Genomic DNA, 20,117 nt, shown 5'->3' on the forward strand with positions numbered 1-20,117 from the left:
GGGCCGGGACGCGTAATGGAATTTTCCTAGACCGGAAGGTCCCATGACGCGCCAGCACATCGCCATCTTCGACACCACACTGAGGGACGGGGAGCAGAGCCCCGGCTGCAGCATGCAGCCCCAGGAAAAGCTGCGCATGGCCCTCCAGCTCGCGGCGCTCAAGGTGGACGTCATCGAAGCCGGGTTCCCCGTCGCCAGCGAGGAGGACTTCGCTGCCGTCAGCCTCGTGGCCAGGCGGGTCAAGGGCCCGGTCATCGCCGCCCTCTGCCGCGCCCTGCCCCTGGACATCGACCGCGCCTGGGCCGCCCTCAAGGAGGCCTCGCGCCCCCGCATCCACACCTTCGTCTCCACCTCCGACCTGCACATGGCCCACAAGCTCCAGAAGACCCGGGCCGAGGTGCTGGCCATGACCCGTGAGGGCGTCCGCCGCGCGGCCTCCCTATGCAGGGACGTGGAGTTCAGCGCCGAGGACGCCAGCCGCAGCGACCTGGCCTTCCTCGCCGACGTGGTGGCCGTCGCCCTGGAGGAGGGCGCCACCGTCATCAACATCCCCGACACCGTGGGCTACACCTTCCCCGAGGAGTACCGGAACCTGATCCTTTCCCTGCGCGAGCGGGTCCCGGCCCTGGAGAAGGCCGTCATCAGCGTCCACTGCCACAACGACCTGGGCCTGGCCGTGGCCAACACCCTGGCCGCCCTTGAGGCCGGGGCCCGGCAGGTGGAGTGCACCGTCAACGGCATCGGCGAGCGCGCCGGGAACGCCTCCCTGGAGGAGGTCGTGATGGCCCTGCGCGTGCGCGGGGAGCACTTCCCCTTCGAGACCGGCATCGTCACCCAGGAGCTGTACCGCACCAGCCAGATCCTTTCCAACATCACCGGCGTGCAGGTGCAGCCCAACAAGGCCATCGTCGGCAAGAACGCCTTCGCCCACGAGTCCGGCATCCACCAGCACGGCATGCTGGCCAACCCCATGACCTACGAGATCATGACCCCCGAGAGCGTGGGCGTGAAGACCAGCAGCCTGGTGCTGGGCAAGCACAGCGGCCGCCACGCCCTCAAGCAGCGCTACGAGGAGCTGGGCTACCCCCTGGAGAAGGGCACCCTGGAAGGGGTCTACAAGCTCTTCACGGACCTGGCGGACCACAAGCGGGAGATCTTCGACGAGGACCTCATCGCCCTCCTCTACGACGGCATCACCGAGGATCCCCAGACCTGCCGCCTGGTGGCGGTGCAGGCCAACTCCGGCACCAACTCCATCGCCACGGCCCTGGTCACGCTGGCCTGCGCAGGCGGCGAGACCACCGAGACGGCCTCGGGCGACGGCCCCGTGAACGCCGTGTGCGAGGCCATCAACCGCATCACCGGGCTCCAGGGCGAGATCCGGGACTTCCGCCTGCACTCCGTCACCGGCGGCGCCGACGCCCAGGGCGAGGTGCACGTGCGGGTGAAGTTCCCCGAGGGGATCTTCACGGGCAGGGCGGCCAGCACCGACATCGTGCACGGAAGCGCCCAGGCCTACCTCGACGCCATCAACAAGGTCCTCCTGGCCCGGTCGTGCCGGGAGTCCATGACCAGCACCCACGCCTGACCAGGAGTTTCCATGCGCGCCCGCATCGCTGTACTGCCCGGGGACGGGATCGGTCCCGAAGTCGCCCGGGAGGCCGTGGCCTGCCTGGAACAGGTGGCCAGGCTCGCCGGGCACACCTTCCAGTTCCTCGAACTGCCCATCGGCAGCGCGGCCATCGACGCCTGCGGAACGCCGCTTCCGGCCCCGACCCTGGAGGGCTGCCTCGCCTCGGACGCCGTGTTCCTGGGCGCCGTGGGCGATCCGAAGCACGACGCCCTGCCCGCGGCCGAGAAGCCCGAGAAGGGCCTCCTGGCCCTGCGCAAGGGCCTGGGCGCCTTCGCCAACATCCGTCCCGCCTTCCTGCACCCGGCCCTGGTGAACGCCTCGCCCCTGCGGCCCGAGGTCGTGCGCGGCACCGACCTGGTCATCGTGCGCGAACTGGCCGGGGGCCTCTACTTCGGCGAGCCCCGGAGCCTCACGGCCGACACCGGCACCAACACCCTGGCCTATTCCCGGTACGAGGTGGAGCGCATCGCCAGGGTCGCCTTCGAGCTGGCCATGGGCCGGCGGCGCAAGGTCACCAGCGTGGACAAGGCCAACGTCCTGGAATCCAGCCTGCTGTGGCGGGCGGTGGTGAAGGAGGTGGCCCAGGCCTACCCCGAGGTCGCGCTCGAGCACCAGTACGTGGATTCGTGCGCCATGGCCATCGTCACCCGGCCGACCTCCTTCGACGTGGTGGTCACGGACAACCTCTTCGGGGACATCCTCAGCGACGAGGCCTCCGTGCTCACCGGCAGCCTGGGCATGCTCCCCAGCGCCAGCCTGGGCGGGAAGGTCGGGCTCTATGAACCCGTCCACGGCTCCGCCCCCGACATCAAGGGCAGGGGCGTCGCCAACCCCCTGGGCTCCATCCTCAGCGCCGCCATGCTCCTGCGCCACAGCCTGGGCCTGGAGGCGGAGGCCGCCGCCCTGGAGGCCGCCGTGGGCCGCACCCTGGACGGGGGCTACGGCACGCCGGACCTCAAGTGCGAGCGCAACACCATGAGCACCCGCGGCCTGGCCGAGATGGTGCGCCTGAACGTCGGCAACCTGCTGCTGGGGACCCCCGCATGAAGACGCTCTACGACAAGCTCTGGGAAAGCCATGTGGTGGAGGAGCTGGGCGACGGCACGGCCCTGCTCTACATCGACCGCCACCTGGTCCACGAGGTGACCAGCCCCCAGGCCTTCGAGGGCCTGCGCATGGCGGGCCGCGCCGTGCGCCGTCCCCAGGCCGCGCTGGCCGTGGCCGACCACAACGTTCCCACCCGGGAGCGGGCCTCGGGGATCGCCGGCATCCAGGACCCCACCAGCCGCCTCCAGGTGGAGACGCTGGAGGCCAACATGGCCGCCTGCCCCATCCCCTACATCCCCCTCCTGGACCCCCGCCAGGGCATCGTCCACATCATCGGCCCCGAGCAGGGCTTCACCCTGCCCGGCAGCACCGTGGTCTGCGGGGACAGCCACACCAGCACCCACGGGGCCTTCGGGGCCCTGGCCTTCGGCATCGGCACCAGCGAGGTGGAGCACGTCCTGGCCACCCAGACCCTGGTGCAGAAGCGGGCCCGCAACTTCCGCATCCTCGTGCGGGGCGCCCTGCCCAGGGGCACCGGGGCCAAGGACCTGATACTCCGGATCATCGGCGACATCGGCATGGCCGGCGGCACCGGCTCCGCCCTGGAGTTCGCCGGGGAGGCCGTGCGCGGGCTCGGCATGGACGGGCGCATGACACTTTGCAACATGGCCATCGAGGCCGGCGCCCGCACCGGGCTGGTGGCCCCCGACGAGACCACCTTCGCCTACCTCGCGGGTCGCCCCATGGCCCCCGCCGGCGCCCTGTGGGAGGAGGCCCTGCGCCAGTGGCGCGCCCTCCCCTCCGATCCCGGCGCCCCCTTCGACCGCGAGCACGTCCTGGACGTGGCGGACCTGGAGCCCCAGGTCACCTGGGGCACCAACCCCGAGCAGGTGGCGGGCATCACCGGCCGCGCCCCGCTGCCGGGGGAGGCCGCGACGGAGGAGAAGGAACGGCGCGTGGAGCGCTCCCTGGAGTACATGGGCATCCGGCCGGGGCAGGCCCTGCGGGACCTGGCCGTGGACGTGGTGTTCATCGGCTCCTGCACCAACGGCCGCCTGTCCGACCTGCGGGAGGCCGCCGGGGTCCTCCGGGGCCGCAGGGCCGCCCCCGGCGTGCAGGTGCTGGTGGTGCCCGGCAGCGGGCTCGTCAAGGCCCAGGCCGAGGCGGAGGGCCTGGACCGGGTCTTCCGGGAGGCGGGCTGCGAGTGGCGCGAACCCGGCTGCTCCATGTGCCTGGCCATGAACGACGACCGGCTCCAACCCGGCCAGCGGTGCGCGAGCACCAGCAACCGCAACTTCGAGGGCCGGCAGGGAAGGCTGGGGCGCACCCACCTCGTCTCCCCCGCCATGGCCGCCGCCGCCGCGGTGCGGGGGCGCCTTTCCGACGTGCGCGAATTCCTGTGAGGCAGCCATGAATCCCTTCATCCGCCACACCGGGACCGCCGCCGCCTTCATCCGCGAGAACATCGACACGGACCTGATCATCCCCAAGCAGTTCCTGACGACCATCCTCAGGAGCGGCCTCGGGAAGCACCTCTTCAACGACCTGCGCTACCGCGAGGACGGGTCCGAGGACCCGGCCTTCGTGCTGAACCGGGAACCGGGACGGAGCGCCACGATCCTCCTGGGCGGCCCGAACTTCGGCTGCGGCTCCAGCCGCGAGCACGCCCCCTGGGCGCTCATGGACTTCGGCTTCCGGGCGATCCTGGCCCCCTCCTTCGCGGACATCTTCCGCACCAACGCCTTCAAGAACGGCCTGCTTCCCGCCGTGGTGGAGCCCGCCGCCCTGGAGGCCCTGGCCGCCAACCCCGGGCCCGTCACCGTGGACCTGGAGACGCTCACGCTCGCCCAGGGAGGGGCCTCCTGGGCCTTCACCTGCGAGCCCTGGGGCCGCACCGCCCTCCTGGAGGGCCTGGACGAGATCGAGACGACGCTCCACCGCCTGCCCGCTATCGAGGCCTTCGAGGCCCGGAGAAAGGCGGAGTCCGCCTGGCTCTAGGGTAGAGTGGTGGCCATGAGCGCCGCTGATCTTCCCCCTTGGGCCCTGCTTGCCTCCATCTGGGAGGACCTCTTCCCCCTGCGCCAGCCGCGGGTGGACCTCGCCCTCGCCCTGGCCCCGGAAGGGACCCGGACGCTGGACGTGGGGTGCGCCACGGGAAGCCTCGTGCGGGCCCTGGCCGCCCGGGGCCGCGTCGCCCACGGGCTCGACCTGGAACCCGCCTTCCTGGAGGTGGCCCGCCTCAGGGCCCGGGAGTCGGGCCTGGACGCCGTCTGGCATGAGGCCGGCATGCTGGACGTCGCCCGCGCCGTGGGCTCCGCGCGCTTCCGGCTCGTCACCTGCCTGGGCCAGACGCTGCCCCACCTCCTGGAGGAGGCGGAGTGGCTGGATTTCTTCCGCCAGGTGCGAACGATCCTGGAGCCCGGGGGGCGCTTCGTCATCCAGGCGGTCCACGATGCGGCGGCCGGGGTCCGCGAACTGCCCGTGCTGCGCACCGCCGCCGGCGTCCTGGAGCGGCGGCGCACCGTGGTCTCCGACACCCTGGCCACCTTCGAGACCCGGTTCACCCCCACCGCCGGGGAACCGGTCACCAGCCTCGTGCGGCACCGCCGCATCCGCCCGGAAGCCGCGGCCCGCCTCCTGCGCGAGGCCGGTTTCCTGCCGGACGCGCCCCTCGTGGACGAGGCGGGGTCGCCATTCCTGGAGTCATCGGCCGGGTGGGTGCTCAGCTCTGCCAGAGGTAGCTGAGCTTGAAGAAGAGGCCGCGGTTCATGGTCTCGTAGCGCGCCCCTCCCGGCTGCCAGCGCTCCTCCCGCCACTCGGCCTTGTCCCGCACCTCCCCGTACCCCAGGAAGAGCACGGTCCCCGGCACCAGGGTGAAGGAGGCCAGGTAGTCGGTGAGCATGCGGCGCCGGAAGGTGTCGGTGCGGGCGATGGCGCGCAGGAAGAAGAACCTGTTGAACTGGTAGGTGAGCTGGGTGTTGGTGGTGCGCACGTCGAAGACCTGCGCGCCGGTGTCCGGGTCCGTCATCCGGGTGCGGTAGAGGTTCACGGTCAGCCGCAGCTCGTCGGTGGGCTGCAGGACGGTGTCGAGGCTGGCGGTGGCCACGTGGCCCTGGTAGGGCGTGGGCGAGGCGTACCAGATGTCGTCGGCGGCGCGGAGGCTGCCGCCCAGGTTGAGCCAGGAGGTGGCCTGGGCGGAGCCCTGGATCCGGTAGACGGTCTTGTGGAAGTAGCGGCCCATCCAGCCTTCCCGCCACCGCTGCACATCCAGGCGGAGGCTGCCGGACCGGGTCGTGTTAAGCCGCAGCGCCGCCAGGTAGAGCTGGTCGGTGAGGCCCGTGGCGTTGTCCCGGGTGATGATCGTGTAGAGGAAGGGATTGACCTTGATGATCCAGGGGGCCCAGGCCCACTTCGGGTGGAAGTTGGGGCCCAGGTACGCGGTCTCCTGGTCGATGCCCACCCGGTTGTAGAAGGCGGTGTCCATGCGGAAGTCGGCCCCGTAGTGCTCCGAGGTCACCGAGAAGTCCAGGGGCCGGGTGCTGTAGTTGTAGGAGAGGAGGTGCCCCTCCCCCTGTGCCGGGACCCGGGTGCCGGGCGCCGTGGACCAGGTCTGGAGCAGGTTGCCCGCGAAGGTGTGGCGGCCCGCCACCTGCCAGGAGAAGTCCATGCCGCCGACCCGGTTGTAGGTGCCGGCGAACTCCCGGCCGCTGTAGATGCCTCCCACGTAGGAGCCGCGTCCGAAGCCGTAGAGGGCGCGTCCGATGGAGAACACGGCTCGGCGTCCCAGGTCCGGGTTCACCTCGCCGTCCCAGGCCGCCCCCGGGGCGCGGTCCCCCGCGGCCAGCACGCCGAACGATACCGGACCCGTGTCGCCGGTGACCTTGGCGCCCCACAGGGGGTCCGCGATGCGCCGGGTGTGCACGGGCACCTGCATGTTGGCGTCGTTGTTGCCCGCGCCGGCCAGGCTGAAGATCCCCATGGATTCCATGAAGAAGGGCCGCTTCTCCGCGTAGAAGACGGGGTAGCGCAGGTTCACCTCGGACTGGAAGGCGTCGGATTCCACCTGGCTGAAGTCGGGCTTCCAGGTGAGGTCGGCCGTCACGGACGAGGTGAGGCCCGCCTTCACCCCGATGCCCAGGTTGGTGGTGTCCGTGCGGGTCCACTGGCCGGGCCGGGTCTGCTGTTCCGAGCGGCTGTGGGTGAACGAGGGCAGGACCTCCAGGCGCAGCGGCGCGTCCAGGGAGGGGAAGCGCAGGGCGGCGTGGGTCTGGTACACCCACTGCCCCGGGGCCATGGCCGGCCAGGACCCGCTCATGCCCAAACGGCTGATGCGCCGCCAGAAGAGCACGCCCATGCGCACGTCCCTGCCGCTCTGGTAGCGGATGCTCTTGAGCGGCAGGCGGACCTCCACGGTGTAGCCGTCGGGTTGCCGCTTCGCCCTGGACTCCCACACCCAGTCCGGGGCCGGGTCCTCGCCCCCGTTCACGGAATCCAGGGCGTCGGCCTGGATGCCCAGGGGGTTCACGAAGAAATGGAGGGCGTTGTGGCCCGTGCCGAAGGTGTCCAGGGAGAAGCCCACCCAGTCGTCGTTCCACAGGTCGTCCCGCTTGCTCAGGCTGGCCTTGATGCGGTCCGGTTCCGTGTCATGACACCTGAATCCGACATACAGCGCCTCGGCGTCGTACGCGAGGTAGACCTCCGTCTCCTGGGGCATGGGGTTGCCGCGCATGGGGTTGTAGGTGCCGAAGGCCCCCGTGGGGAGCCTGGCCCCCGCCCAGGCGGGGTCGCTCAGATCGCCGGTGAGGACGGGGCCGTGGTCCAGGCGCACCGGACGCAGCTCTGGGGCGGCCGCAAGGCCGGGCAGGGCGAGGACCACCAGGAACAGAAGGCTGGGGACAAGGCTTCGCAAAGATCACATCCGTGGGCAATCAGGCGGGTTACGCCCGACCCCTCCCGGCGGTTTACGCCTGCGGCCCGGGGAACTCCCTGCCCACCATCTCCAGGAAGGCCTTGCCCGCGATGGAGTGCGACCTGGAGGTGCGGTACACGATGCGAACGTCGCGTCCGATGGCCATCCCCTTCACCGGGGGGGAGACCAGCTCGCCGGATTCCAGCTCCTGCTTGACGCACATGCGGGGGATGAGGGCGATGCCCTCCCCGGCCTTGACGAAGTCCTTGATGGTCTCCAGGTTGGAGAGCTCCATGACGATGCGCAGGGGCACCCGCTCCCGGGCGAAGAAGTCCAGCAGGTGGGTGCGGGTGGGGGTCTGGGCGTGGTGGGCGATGAAGCTTTCCCGGCCCAGCTGCTCCAGGTCGACCACCTTGTGGGAGGCCAAGGGGTGCCCGGGGAACAGCACCAGGGCCAGCTCGTCCCGGAAGAGGAGCCGGGTGGTGAGGTCCTTGTGCACCGGGGCGTAGGACAGGAACCCGAAGTCCACGTCCTGGTCCATGAGCAGGGCGGGGATCCCGGAGGAGGGGCAGTGGGCCACCTCGATCTTGATGGACTGGTAGGCCCTCCGGAAGGCCCGCACCAGGGGGGGCAGCACATAGCCGCTGACGCTCTCGTTGGCCGCCAGGCGCAGCACTCCGCGCTTGAAGTGGCGCAGGTTCTCCAGGGTGTGGAAGGCGTCCTGGCGCAGCTGGGCCATGCGCAGGGCATAGTCCAGCAGCGCCGAACCCGAGGCCGTGAGGGTCACCTTCCGGCTCGACCGGTCCAGGAGGGGGGTGTCGAGCTCGTCCTCAAGACGGCGCAGGGCCTGACTGACCGCCGGCTGGGAACGGTTCAGCTTCTCCGCCGCCCGGGAGAAACTCCCTTCCTGCGCCAGGCTGATCAGCACTTCCAGTTCCGGAAAGTCCATCGGTCCCCAAACCCTCCCCCAAGGGGTTAGGTTATACCTTTGCCTCCGAGGGAGCGAGCATATCCACCGGATCGAGGAAGGGCATGGCCTTGCGGAGGTCGCGGCCCACCTTCTCGATGGGCTCCTGCTTTTCCGAGGCCCGCTGGGCCTCGAACCAGTTCCGGCCGGTGCGGTTCTCCTTGATCCAGCCCTCGGCGTAGGAGCCGTCCTGGATCTCCTTGAGGATCTTCTTCATCTCCTCGCGGGATTCGTCGTTGATGATCCGGGGGCCGCCGGTGTAGTCGCCGTATTCCGCGGTGTCGCTGATGGAGTGGCGCATGTAGGTGAGGCCCCCCCGGTACATAAGGTCCACGATGAGCTTGAGCTCGTGGAAGCATTCGAAGTAGGCGATCTCGGGCTGGTAGCCCGCGTCCACCAGGGTCTTGAAGCCGGCCTTCACCAGGGCCGACACCCCGCCGCAGAGCACGGCCTTCTCCCCGAAGAGGTCCGTCTCGGTCTCCTCGGTGAAGGTGGTGTCCAGCACCCCGGCGCGGGTGGCGCCCAGGGCCTTGGCGTAGGCCAGGGCGAAGGCCTTGGCCGTGCCCGAGGCGTCCTGGTGCACGGCCACCAGGGCCGGAACGCCGCCCCCCTCCACGAACACCTCGCGCACGCGGTGCCCGGGGCCCTTGGGGGCGATCATGCTCACGTCCACGCCTTCCGGAGGCACGATGAGGCCGTAGCGGATGTTGAAGCCGTGGGCGAACATGAGCGTCTTGCCGGCGGTCAGGGCGGGCTTGATGGCCGAATCGTAGAGCGCGGCCTGGCCGGTGTCGGGGGTGAGCACCATGATGACCTCGGCCCAGGCGCAGGCCTCGGCGGGCTCGGGCACCTCGAAGCCGTCCTGCTGGGCCTTGGCGCGGCTTTTGGACCCCGCGGGCAGGCCGATGCGCACCAGGGCGCCGCTGTCGCGGAGGTTCTGGGCGTGGGCGTGGCCCTGGGATCCGTAGCCGAGGACAGCGATCCGCTTCCCCCGGATGAGGCCGAGATCGGCGTCGTCGTCGTAGTAGAGCTTGGCCATGGCGGGAACCTTTCAGAAGGAGACGGCGGTCTCGAGGGAGGTGGCGGCCTGCACCGCGCACCGCTGCATGGCCACGGCGCCGGTGCGGCCCATTTCCAGCAGGCCGTAGGGGCGCAGGGAGGTCATGAAGGCTTCGATGCGCTCGGGGCTGCCGGAGCTGGCCATGACCATGCTGTCGGCGCCCACGTCGAGGATCTCGGCCTGGAAGAGGTTGGCGATCTGGAAGAGCCCGGCCTGGGTGGCCCCGGTGGCCGCGACCCGCAGGAGGACGGTGTCGCGCAGCAGGGGCGTGGCGCCGGTGACGTCCACGACGCTGTGGATGTTCACCAGGCGCTCCAGGAAGTTCTTGGCGGCCCGGGCGGCCTTGTCGTCCAGGTCGGTGACGAGGGTGAACCGGCTCACGGCCGGGTCCAGGGTGGGGCTGACGGTGAGGCTGTGGATGTTGAAGCCGCGGCGCCGGAAGGTGGAGGCCAGGCGGTCCAGGACCCCGGGCTCGTTGTCGGTGATGGCGATGAAGATCCTCAGCATGGCTCCTCCTAGCTCGGGGGTTCGTGGATCATGTCCTGGATGCGCGCGCCAGGGGGGATGAGGGGGTAGACGCTGGCCTCCGGGTCCACCTGGAACTCGATGAGCGTGGAGGTGGCGCTCGCCCGGGCCTCCCGGATGGCCTCGGCGGCCTCCTCCGGGGTGCGCGCCAGGGCGCCGCGCAGGCCGTAGGCCCGCGCCAGCATGGGGAAGTCGGGGCTGATCGTGAGGGTCGAGGCCGAGCGGCGGTCCTGGTAGAAGTGCGTCTGCCACTGCCGCACCATGCCCAGGTTGAAGTTGTTGAGCACCGCGATGTCGATCTTCAGGCCCTCCTGGGTGAGGGTCATGAGCTCCTGGGAGTTCATCTGGATGCCGCCGTCGCCGGCCACCACCCAGACTTCCGCGTCGGGGCAGGCGATCTTGGCGCCGATGGCCGCGGGGAGGGCGAAGCCCATGGTGCCCAGCCCGCCCGAGGTGATCAGCGTGCGGGGCCGCTGGTGGCGCATGACCTGGGCCTCCCACATCTGGTGCTGGCCCACGTCCGAGACCATCACGGAGCCCGGCGCCTGGGTCTGCAGCTCCCGGAGCACGTCCACGGGGCTCATGCCCTCGCCCTTGCGCACCCGGGGCCACTGGGGGGAATCGAACAGGGCCTTCATGCCGTCCAGGGTCTCCAGCCAGGGGCCGGTCTCCAGGACGGGGGTCCGCGGCACGAGGCGGTCCAGGACGGCCTTGAGGTCGCCCAGCAGGGCCAGGTCCACGGGGATGTTCTTGCCCACCTCGGTGGCGTCGATCTCCACGTGGATCTTGCGGGCGTGGGGCGCGAAGGTGGCGGGGTCCCCGGTGACCCGGTCGTCGAAGCGCATGCCCAGGGCGATGAGCAGGTCCGCCTCCTGGATGGCGAGGTTGGTCCAGGGGGAGCCGTGCATGCCCATGAAGCCCAGGAACAGCGGGTGCCCCGGGGGGAACGCGTCCAGGCCCAGGAGGGTGGCGGCCACGGGGATCCCGGCCCTCTCCGCGAACTCCACGAGGGCGCGGTTGGCGCCGCTGAGGGTGATGCCGTGGCCGGCCAGGATCAGCGGCCTCCGGCTGCTCTGGATCATGGCCACGGCCCTGGCCAGCAGCTCCTCGGGCACGGGCGGGGGCACGTGGCGCAGGTGGCGGCGGGGCGCCGCGGCCTCCCAGTCGAACAGGGCGGTGCGGGTCTGGGCGTCCTTGGTGATGTCCACCAGGACGGGGCCGGGCCGGCCCGACCGGGCCAGGGCGAAGGCCTCGCGCAGGGCCGGGGCGATGTCCCGGGGGTCGCGCACCAGGTAGTTGTGCTTGGTGATGGGGATGGTCACGCCGGTGACGTCCACCTCCTGGAAGGCGTCCGTGCCCAGCAGGGGCCCGGACACCTGGCCCGTGATGGCCACCAGGGGGACCGAGTCCATCATGGCCGTGGCCAGCCCCGTCACGAGGTTCGTGGCGCCCGGGCCGGACGTGGCGATGACCACGCCGGTGCGGCCCGAAGCCCGGGAGTAGCCGTCGGCCATGTGGGTCGCGCCCTGCTCGTGGCGGGCCAGGACGTGGCGGACGTTGGCGTCCACCATGGCGTCGTAGGTGGGGAGGATGGTGCCCCCCGGGTAGCCGAAGACCACGTCCACGCCTTCCCGTTCAAGGCACTCCCAGATGATCTTCGCGCCGGAGAGCTCCACCTTGGCGGAGGCGGAGGCGGAGGTGGGGGGCTGGGGAGGGCGTTCCATCTTCCAGGAATAGACGAGACCCGCTCCGACCCCCAATGAATTACTGGGTACTTTCAGAATTGGAATAGACCTATTGGCGGGGCTGGGGTGGGCCGCCGCCGTTTACGGAGGTGGACGTCTTCATAAGTTGAGAATCATTCCCTGCAGAAAGGGTAGTTATAACCATTTATCCGACCGATTGAATCACCTACAATGATCAACCGCCGGATGAACGACCCGTCCGGCATGCTCTTTCCCACCCCAGGAGACCTTCCATGGCTACCGATACCACGATGGATGCCCCCCCCAGCACCCGCAGGAGGATGGTGATCATGCTCCTGGCCCTGGGACTCCTGCTCGGGCTCCTGGCGGGCTTCAACCTGTTCAGGAACGTCATGATCGGACGCAGCCTGCAGGGCGGCCACGAGCCCCCGCAGAGCGTGACCACCGGCGAGGCCCGCCTGGAAAGGTGGCAGCCGGCCCTCAGCGCGGTGGGGACGGTGCGGGCCATCCGCGGCGCCGACCTCGCCTTCGAGGTGCCCGGGGTCGTGGTGAAGGTGGAGGCCGCCGCGGGCGCCACCGCCCGCGAGGGGCAGCTGCTGGTCTCGCTCAACGACGAGGCCGAGCAGGCCCAGTACCGCGCCCTCCAGGCCGCGGCCGACCTGGCCAGGGTCACCTTCCGGCGCGCCAAGGAGCAGATGCAGTCCCGCATCATCAGCCAGGCCGACTACGATTCCATCGAGGCCGACCTCAAGGCCAAGGACGCCTCCGCCCAGGCCCTGAAGGCCGCCGCCGCCAAGAAGCGGCTCGCCGCGCCCTTCGCGGGGCGCGTGGGCATCATCGCCACCAGCCCCGGCGCCTACGTGACGCCGGGCACCGCCGTGGTGACCCTGCAGCAGCTGGACCAGGTCTTCGTGGACTTCGCCCTGCCCCAGCGGGAGATGGGCCGCGTCAAGCCCGGCCAGAAGGTGGCCCTGGCCCTGGACGCCTACCCGGGCCGCACCTTCGCCGGGCGCGTGACCACCGTGAACCCCAAGGTGGACGGCGGCACCCGCAACGTCCAGGTGGAGGCCACCTTCGCCAACCCGGGCCAGGCCCTGGTGCCGGGGATGTTCGCCACCGTCACCCTGGAGGAAGGCGCCCCGGCCTCCTACCTGACCCTCCCCCAGACCGCGGTGACCTACAACCCCTACGGCTCGATCGTCTTCCTCGCCGTGCAGGGCCAGGGCGGGCTCCACGCCCAGCAGGCCTTCGTGACCACCGGCCCCACCCGCGGCGACCAGGTGGCCATCCTGAAGGGGCTGGAACCGGGGGCCCAGGTGGTGACCAGCGGCGGCATGAAGCTGCGCAACGGCACCCCGATCAAGGTGGACAACCGCGTCACGCCCGCCAACGATCCCAGCCCGGCCCCCCAGGAAAAGTGAGGCCGCGCGCATGAACTTCACCGATCTCTTCATCCGCAAGCCCGTCGTGGCCACGGTGGTGAGCGCGCTCATCCTCGTGCTGGGGCTGCGCTCCATCTTCAACCTGCCCGTCAACCAGTACCCCAAGACCGAGCACGCCGTGGTGACGGTGAACACCTCCTACTACGGCGCCGACTCCGGCACGGTGGGCGGCTTCATCACCCAGCCCCTGGAGTCCAGCATCGCCCAGGCCCAGGGCATCGACTACCTCTCCTCCACCAGCGTCAACGGCCTCTCCACCATCGTCGCCACGCTGCGCCTGAACTACAGCGCCAACAAGGCCCTCACCGAGATCACCACCCAGGTGAACGCCGTGAAGAACCAGCTGCCCCCCGCCGCGCAGCAGCCGGTGATCACGGTGCAGATGAGCGACAACACCGACGCCATGTACATGGGCTTCTACAGCGAGGTCCTGCCCACCAACAACATCACCGACTACCTCTCCCGGGTGGTCAAGCCCCGGCTCGACTCCATCCCCGGCGTGCAGACCGCCGAGATCCTGGGCGCCCGCAACTTCGCCCTGCGGGCCTGGCTGGACCCGGTGCGCATGGCCGCCCACGGCGTGACCGCCACGGACGTGAGCAAGGCCATCCAGAACAACAACGTCCTCTCGGCCCTGGGCAGCACCAAGGGTCAGATGGTCACCGTGGACCTGCTGGCGGCCACGGACCTCCACACCGTGGAGGAGTTCCGCAAGCTCTCGGTGCGCCAGGCCGGGGGCGCCATCGTGCGCCTGGAGGACGTGGCCACCGTCAGCCTCGGGGCCGACGACTACTCCTTCAACGTCTCCTTCGACGGGCGCCAGTCGGTCTTCATCGGCATCAAGGTGGCCCCCGAGGCCAACATCCTGGAGGTGGCCAAGCGGGTGCGCAACGCCTTCCCCGAGATCCAGTCCCAGCTGCCCACCGGGCTCACCGGGCAGATCGTCTACGACGGCACCCACTTCATCAACACCTCGATCGAGGAGGTCATCAAGACCCTGGTGGAGGCCCTGCTCATCGTCACGGTGGTCATCTTCCTCTTCCTGGGCACCCTGCGGGCCGTGGCCGTGCCGGTCATCGCCATGCCGCTGTCCCTGGTGGGCACCTTCGCGGTCATGCTGGCCCTGGGCTACACCATCAACCTCCTGACCCTCCTGGCCCTGGTGCTGGGCATCGGCCTGGTGGTGGACGACGCCATCATCGTGGTGGAGAACGCCGACCGCCACATGCGGGAGGGCAAGAGCCCCCTGGAGGCCGCCATCCTCGCCGCGCGGGAGCTGGGCGGGCCCATCCTGGCCATGACCGTGGTGCTGGTGGCGGTGTACGTGCCCATCGGCTTCCAGGGGGGCCTCACGGGGAGCCTGTTCACCGAGTTCGCCTTCACCCTGGCCGGGGCCGTGGCCGTCTCGGCCGTGGTGGCCCTGACGCTTTCGCCCATGATGTGCGCGAAGTTCTTCAAGGCCGAACAGGACTCCAACCGGTTCGTGAGATTCATCGACGGCCAGTTCGAGTGGTTCCACGGGCACTACCTGCGCCTCCTGAGGAGCGTCCTGGCCACCTCGGCGGTGCCGGCGGTCATGGGCCTGCTGATCCTCGTCGCCACGGGCTTCCTCTTCGCCACCTCCAAGTCCGAGCTGGCGCCCCAGGAGGACCAGGGCTTCATCCTGGCCTCCATCACCGGCCCCCCCAACTCCACCGTGCAGCAGATGCAGACCTACGCCGACCAGGTGTACGGCATCGCCAAGTCCTACCCCGAATACCAGGCCATGTTCCAGTTCACCAACGCCGGCAGCGCCTTCGCGGGCCTGATCCTGAAGCCCTGGGACCAGCGGACCCGGTCCGGGGAGACGGTGCAGCAGGCCTTCCAGGGGGACACCTCGGGCATCGCCGGGGCCCAGGTGGCCACCTTCCAGCCGCCCTCCCTGCCCGGGGCCTCGGGCCTGCCGGTGCAGTTCGTCATCAAGACCACCGAGCCCTTCGAGCGCCTGGACGAGGTCTCCAGGGCCGTCCTGGACAAGGCCCGCGCCAGCGGGATGTTCTACTTCGTGGACACCGACCTGAAGATCGACAAGCCCCAGAGCACCCTCGTGGTGGACCGGGACATGGTGGCGACCCTGGGCCTGACCCAGCAGGACGTGGGCGGGGCCCTCACCGACGCCCTGGGCGGAAACTACGTCAACTATTTCGCCATCGGCGGCCGGTCCTACCGCGTCATCCCCCAGGTGCTGCAGGTGGACCGCCTCAACTCCGATCAGGTGTTGGACTTCCACCTGCGCAACGGGGACGGGACCCTCTTCCCCGCGGGCACCGTGGCCACCCTGAAGGACTCCGTGGCGCCCCAGGCGATCCGGCGCTTCCAGCAGCTGAATTCCGCCACGATCTCGGGCGTCTACGGCCCGAACTTCTCCCAGGAGCAGGTGCTGGACTTCTTCCGCAAGGCGCTGCGCGACAGCGCCCCCCCGGGCTACCAGGCCGACTACTCCGGCGTCTCCAGGCAGTACATGCAGGAGGCCGGGGGCTTCGTCATCACCCTGGGCTTCGCGGTCATCATCGTCTTCCTGGCCCTGGCCGCGCAGTTCAACAGCCTGCGGGACCCGCTGATCATCCTGGTCTCCGTGCCCATGGCGCTCTTCGGGGCCCTGATCTTCATCAACCTGGGCCTGGCCTCCCTCAACATCTACACCCAGGTGGGCCTGGTGACCCTCATGGGCCTGATCAGCAAGCACGGCATCCTCATCGTGCAGTTCGCCAACGAGCTGCAGGCCGCGGGGCGAACCCGCCTGGAGGCCATCGCCGAGGCCTCCGCCATCCGGCTCCGCCCCATCCTCATGACCACCGCGGCCATGGTGCTCGGCGTGTTCCCCTTGGTGATCGCCGGGGGCGCCGGGGCCGCCGGGAGGCGGGCCATGGGCCTGGTGATCTTCACGGGGCTTTCCATCGGGACGGTCTTCACCCTCTTCGTGGTGCCGGCCTTCTACAACCTCTTCGCCTCCCAGCGGCGTTCTGGAGACTAGATTTCCCGAGGTTCCGCCGGATAATGTCGGTGGATCCCAAAGGACGAACCGATGCCCACGACTCCCATCTCCGCAGCGGAACTCGCCGAACGCCTGGGGGGCGACCTCCGGAACTGCCCCGGGGACCGGGTCCTGGGCGAAGTGCTGCCCCTGGACCAGGCCGGCCCGGGGTCCGTGAGCTTCCTGGCCAACCCCAAGTACCACGCCCGGGCCCTGCAGAGCGCGGCCGGGCTCATCCTGGTGGACCCCGGCACCGACCTGGGGGACCGTCCCCAGCTGGTCATGAAGAACGCCTACTGGGGCTTCGCCCAGGCCCTGGGGTGGCTGAACCCCGAGCCCGAGACCGAGTGGTGCGACCGTCCCGTGCACCCCTCCGCGAAGCTCGGCCTGGACTGCAAGGTGGGCCACGGCTCCACCATCGGCGCCCGGACCGTGGTGGGCGACGGGGCCCGCATCCATCCCGGCGTCCACATCGCCGAGGACTGCGTGCTCGGCGCCGGCTGCGAGCTCTTTCCCGGCGTCGTGCTCTACCGCAGGACCGTGCTGGGCGACCGCGTGCGCATCCACGCCAACGCCGTGCTGGGCTCGGACGGCTTCGGCTACGTGCCGGTGCAGGGCGTCCACATGAAGATCCCCCAGGTGGGCTGGGTGGAGGTGGGCGACGACGTGGAGATCGGCGCCGCGAGCACCGTGGACCGCGGGGCGCTCGGACCCACCCGCATCGGCGCCGGCACCAAGATCGACAACCTCTGCCAGGTCGCCCACAACGTCCAGGTGGGCGAGCACTGCGTCCTCGCCTCCATGACCGGCATCTCAGGCAGCACCACCCTGGGCGACCACGTGACCCTGGCCGGCAAGGTGGGAACCGCGGGCCACATCCACATCGGCCGCGGCAGCACGCTCACCGGCAACACGATGGTGGGCAAGGACGTGCCCGACAACAGCTTCATGTCCGGCTACCTGGCGCGGCCCCACCGGCAGTGGCTGGAGTGCCAGGCCGCCCTGAACCGCCTCCCGGCGATCCTCAAGGCCCTCAAGGCCAAGGCCTGATGCTCCACCGGCTCGTCTACGCGGACTGGGAGAATCCCCCCGACGCCATGGACTTCGAGGCCCCGTACGAGGACGTGCTGGCCGAGATCCGCGCCCTCCTGCCCGGGGTCCTGGCGGGCCGGGACGCCGCCCTGGCCGACCCCGCGGCGGCCCCGGCCCCGTTCTGGGACGCCTGCATGAAGCTGTACCTGCTCACCCCGGCCCTGGTGAACGTGGCCCTCAACTACAAGATCTGCGTGGAACAGGGTCTGCCCCTGCATCCCACGTACTACTTCGAGGTGTCGGAAAGGAGCCGGTTCCAGGCCCACTATCCGCCCCTCATGGTCGAGCACGCCAACCGGATCTTCCTGGATTCCATCGCCACGGCCCGGGCCCTCTACGCCCTGACGGACGAGGCCCCCGCCGCGCTCAGGCGCTTCCGGAAGGCCCTGCCCGAAGTCCTGCGCGGGTTCGTCTACGCCAACGCCAAGGACAAGTACACCTGGCGGGCCTCCAATCCCAAGTGGATCAGGAGCCTGGCCGACTCCGTGACGGCGTCCTTCCGGCCCGCGGTGGTGGTGGGCGCGGCCCACGGGTCCATCATGTCGGGCCTGGTGTTCGCCACCCTGGTGGATGCCCCCTTGTATTTCGTGCGCTTCTCCATGTTCAAGCGCAACGACCAGGACCCCATCCTGGCAGGGAGCGACCTGGCCCACCTCGCCGCGTTCCGGCAGGGCCCCGCGCTCCTCTTCGACGAGGACGTGGCCAAGGGCACGACGCTCACGAGGTTCGAGGAGGTGATGAAGCCGCTGTTCCTCGAATCGCACACGGGGAGCGTGCTCAGACACGTGCTGAGCCCCTGCAGGCCCGAGTTCATCGGGCATGCCTGGAGCGACTAGGCATCCCTCCCGGCGAACCTCGGCCCCTCGTCCACCTCGGCGATGCATTCTGTTCCCAAAACCAAGCGGCGCATCAAATCGATGCGCCGCTGGAGTGGGGAAGAGAAAGGCATCGCCGAGGTGGACGAGGGGCCGAGGTTCGCCGTGAAAAGATGGGGAAGGGACGTTAGCCGGCGCGGTAGGGGGTGAAGTGGGGATCCCACTGCGCGCGGAGCACGGTCTTCTCGATGGTGGCGTCGTCCATGATCCGGCCCAGGCCCTCCTCGCGGGCCTGGCGGGCCACGGCGACGGCCACGGCGGTGGAGACCTTGCGAATGTCCTCCATCTCCGGGAGCATCATGCCCTGGGCCTCCTGCTCGGGCGTGACCATCTCGCTGATGGCGCGGCTCGCGGCCAGGAGCATGCCGTCGGTGATCTTGGAGGCCTTGGCCACCAGGGCGCCCAGGCCCACGCCGGGGAAGATGTACATGTTGTTGCACTGGGAGGACCGCAGCACCTGGCCCTTCCACTCCATGGGCGGGAAGGGACTGCCGCAGGCCACGAGGCCCTTGCCGTCCGTGGCCTTCCACACCTGCTCGGGAGTGGCCTCGCACTTGGAGGTGGGGTTGCTCAGGGCGAAGACGATGGGGCGGTCCGTCACCTTGGCCACCTCCTGGAGGATGGCTTCGCTGAACAGGCCGGTCTGGGCGGTGACGCCGACGAGCACCGTGGGCCGGCCGTTGCGCACCACGTCGAGCATGCCGATCTTCCCGGGGGCGTCCAGCTTCCAGCCGGCCACCGCCGCGCGGCGCTGGGCCATGGGGCGCTGGGGTTCCTCGAGAAGCGGGTCGTCCTCCACCAGGAGGCCCTGCATGTCGATGCAGAAGACCCGGGCGCGGGCTTCCTCGTCCGAAAGTCCCTCCGCCTTGAGGGCGGCCTGGATGTTCATGGAGATGCCGGTGCCCGCCTGGCCCATGCCCACGATCATGTACCGCTCGTCGCTGAAGCGGCTCTTCTTGATGCGCATGGCGGTCATGAGGGCGGCCAGGGACGTGGAGCCGGTGCCCTGGATGTCGTCGTTGAAGGAGAGGATCCGGTCCTTGTAGCGCTCGAGGTTCTTGAAGGCGGTGGACTTGCCGAAGTCCTCCCACTGCAGGAGCGCGTCGGGGAAGTGGCGCTTCACGGCCATCACGAAGGTCTCGACGATCTTCTCGTATTCTTCGCCGCGCAGGCGGGGCTGACGGTAGCCCAGGTAGTAGGGGTCGTCCAGGAGCCGCTGGTTGTTGGTGCCGACGTCCAGGCACACCGGGAGGCATACGTGGGGATGCAGGCCGCCGGCGGCCACGTAGAGGCTCACCTTGCCCACGGGGATGCCCATGCCGTCCGAGCCCAGGTCCCCCAGGCCCAGGATGCGCTCGCCGTCGGTGACCACGATGAGGTTGACCATGGGCAGGGTGATGTTCTTGAGCAGGGTGTCGATGTGGTCGATGTTCTCGGGCGTGATGTAGACGCCCCGGAAGCGCCGCTGGATGCTGCTCATCTGCAGGCAGGCCGTGCCGACGGTGGGGGTGTAGACGATGGGCACCATCTCCTTGAGGTGGTCGGTGACCAGCTTGTAGAAGATCACCTCGCTGCGGTCCTGCAGGGCCACCAGAAAGATGTATTTTTCAAGATCATCCGGCTTGTGATTGAACGCCTCGTAGGCTCGGCTGACCTGGTGCTCCAGGGGCAGGATCGCGGAGCGCACCAGGCCCTCCAGCCCGAGGGTCAGGCGCTCCTCCTTGGTGAAGCTGGCGGCCTTGTTGAGATGGGGGTCGTTGAGGAGCTGGCGGCCACGGGCGTAAACCTCGTAGTACTCCTCGCCCGTCATGGGGTCGATCTTGAAGGCGAAAGTCTTCATGGTCCGGT

The 20,117-nt window shown here is 69.7% G+C and carries 15 protein-coding genes; 9 read left to right on the forward strand and 6 right to left on the reverse strand.

Features of this window, described 5'->3' with window-relative positions:
• Positions 1–43: 43 nt before the first annotated feature.
• The 5 genes from RAH40_RS17530 to RAH40_RS17550 are packed head-to-tail and all read left to right on the forward strand — an operon-like array spanning position 44 to position 5,425.
• A complete protein-coding gene (locus RAH40_RS17530) occupies positions 44–1,588 on the forward strand; it encodes a 2-isopropylmalate synthase (RefSeq protein ID WP_306598884.1) in 1,545 nt (514 codons plus the stop codon).
• A gap of 12 nt (positions 1,589–1,600) precedes the next feature.
• Complete coding sequence (leuB, locus tag RAH40_RS17535; protein WP_306598886.1) at positions 1,601–2,680, forward strand: 3-isopropylmalate dehydrogenase; 1,080 nt, start codon at positions 1,601–1,603, stop codon at positions 2,678–2,680.
• Positions 2,677–4,083 (forward strand): 3-isopropylmalate dehydratase large subunit, encoded by a 1,407-nt coding sequence (gene leuC / locus RAH40_RS17540; RefSeq protein WP_306598887.1) that lies wholly within the window; start codon positions 2,677–2,679, stop codon positions 4,081–4,083. The genes leuB and leuC overlap by 4 nt, the downstream gene beginning before the upstream one ends.
• Positions 4,084–4,090: 7 nt before the next feature.
• Entirely contained in the window at positions 4,091–4,678 is a 588-nt protein-coding gene (gene leuD, locus RAH40_RS17545) for a 3-isopropylmalate dehydratase small subunit (RefSeq protein ID WP_306598888.1), read from the forward strand.
• Positions 4,679–4,693: 15 nt separating this feature from the next.
• Positions 4,694–5,425 carry a bifunctional 2-polyprenyl-6-hydroxyphenol methylase/3-demethylubiquinol 3-O-methyltransferase UbiG gene (locus RAH40_RS17550; protein WP_306598889.1) on the forward strand — a complete coding sequence of 244 codons (732 nt, stop codon included), beginning with the start codon at positions 4,694–4,696 and terminating at the stop codon, positions 5,423–5,425.
• Here RAH40_RS17550 and RAH40_RS17555 read toward each other — a convergent pair.
• The 5 genes from RAH40_RS17555 to ilvB are packed head-to-tail and all read right to left on the reverse strand — an operon-like array spanning position 5,403 to position 11,865.
• Complete coding sequence (locus tag RAH40_RS17555) at positions 5,403–7,589, reverse strand: carbohydrate binding family 9 domain-containing protein (protein ID WP_306598890.1); 2,187 nt, start codon at positions 7,587–7,589, stop codon at positions 5,403–5,405. The genes RAH40_RS17550 and RAH40_RS17555 overlap by 23 nt on opposite strands.
• Before the next feature lie 52 nt (positions 7,590–7,641).
• On the reverse strand, positions 7,642–8,538 hold the full coding sequence (locus tag RAH40_RS17560) for a LysR family transcriptional regulator (RefSeq protein WP_306598891.1): 897 nt from the start codon (positions 8,536–8,538) through the stop codon (positions 7,642–7,644).
• Positions 8,539–8,569: 31 nt separating this feature from the next.
• Positions 8,570–9,595, reverse strand: a complete 1,026-nt coding sequence (ilvC, locus tag RAH40_RS17565; protein WP_306598892.1) for a ketol-acid reductoisomerase — start codon at positions 9,593–9,595, stop codon at positions 8,570–8,572.
• A 12-nt stretch (positions 9,596–9,607) separates the two neighbouring features.
• On the reverse strand, positions 9,608–10,123 hold the full coding sequence (ilvN, locus tag RAH40_RS17570) for an acetolactate synthase small subunit (protein WP_306598893.1): 516 nt from the start codon (positions 10,121–10,123) through the stop codon (positions 9,608–9,610).
• 8 nt (positions 10,124–10,131) lie between these two features.
• Entirely contained in the window at positions 10,132–11,865 is a 1,734-nt protein-coding gene (gene ilvB / locus RAH40_RS17575) for a biosynthetic-type acetolactate synthase large subunit (RefSeq protein ID WP_306598894.1), read from the reverse strand.
• A 254-nt stretch (positions 11,866–12,119) separates the two neighbouring features.
• Between ilvB and RAH40_RS17580 the strand changes: the two genes are divergently transcribed.
• Genes RAH40_RS17580 through RAH40_RS17595 form a run of 4 tightly spaced genes read left to right on the forward strand, consistent with a single transcriptional unit; the run spans position 12,120 to position 18,230 of the window.
• Complete coding sequence (locus RAH40_RS17580) at positions 12,120–13,268, forward strand: efflux RND transporter periplasmic adaptor subunit (RefSeq protein WP_306598895.1); 1,149 nt, start codon at positions 12,120–12,122, stop codon at positions 13,266–13,268.
• 10 nt (positions 13,269–13,278) lie between these two features.
• Entirely contained in the window at positions 13,279–16,302 is a 3,024-nt protein-coding gene (locus RAH40_RS17585) for an efflux RND transporter permease subunit (protein ID WP_306598896.1), read from the forward strand.
• Between the two features lie 51 nt (positions 16,303–16,353).
• Complete coding sequence (lpxD, locus tag RAH40_RS17590) at positions 16,354–17,352, forward strand: UDP-3-O-(3-hydroxymyristoyl)glucosamine N-acyltransferase (RefSeq protein ID WP_306598897.1); 999 nt, start codon at positions 16,354–16,356, stop codon at positions 17,350–17,352.
• Positions 17,352–18,230, forward strand: a complete 879-nt coding sequence (locus RAH40_RS17595) for a hypothetical protein (protein ID WP_306598898.1) — start codon at positions 17,352–17,354, stop codon at positions 18,228–18,230. Before lpxD ends, RAH40_RS17595 begins: the two co-directional genes overlap by 1 nt.
• A gap of 166 nt (positions 18,231–18,396) precedes the next feature.
• On the opposite strand, the gene RAH40_RS17600 is transcribed toward RAH40_RS17595, so the two are convergent.
• Positions 18,397–20,109, reverse strand: coding sequence for an NAD-dependent malic enzyme (locus RAH40_RS17600; RefSeq protein WP_306598899.1), 1,713 nt, complete (start codon positions 20,107–20,109; stop codon positions 18,397–18,399).
• Positions 20,110–20,117 lie beyond the last annotated feature (8 nt).

Source organism: Geothrix sp. 21YS21S-2, assembly GCF_030846775.1.
Classification (GTDB): domain Bacteria; phylum Acidobacteriota; class Holophagae; order Holophagales; family Holophagaceae; genus Mesoterricola.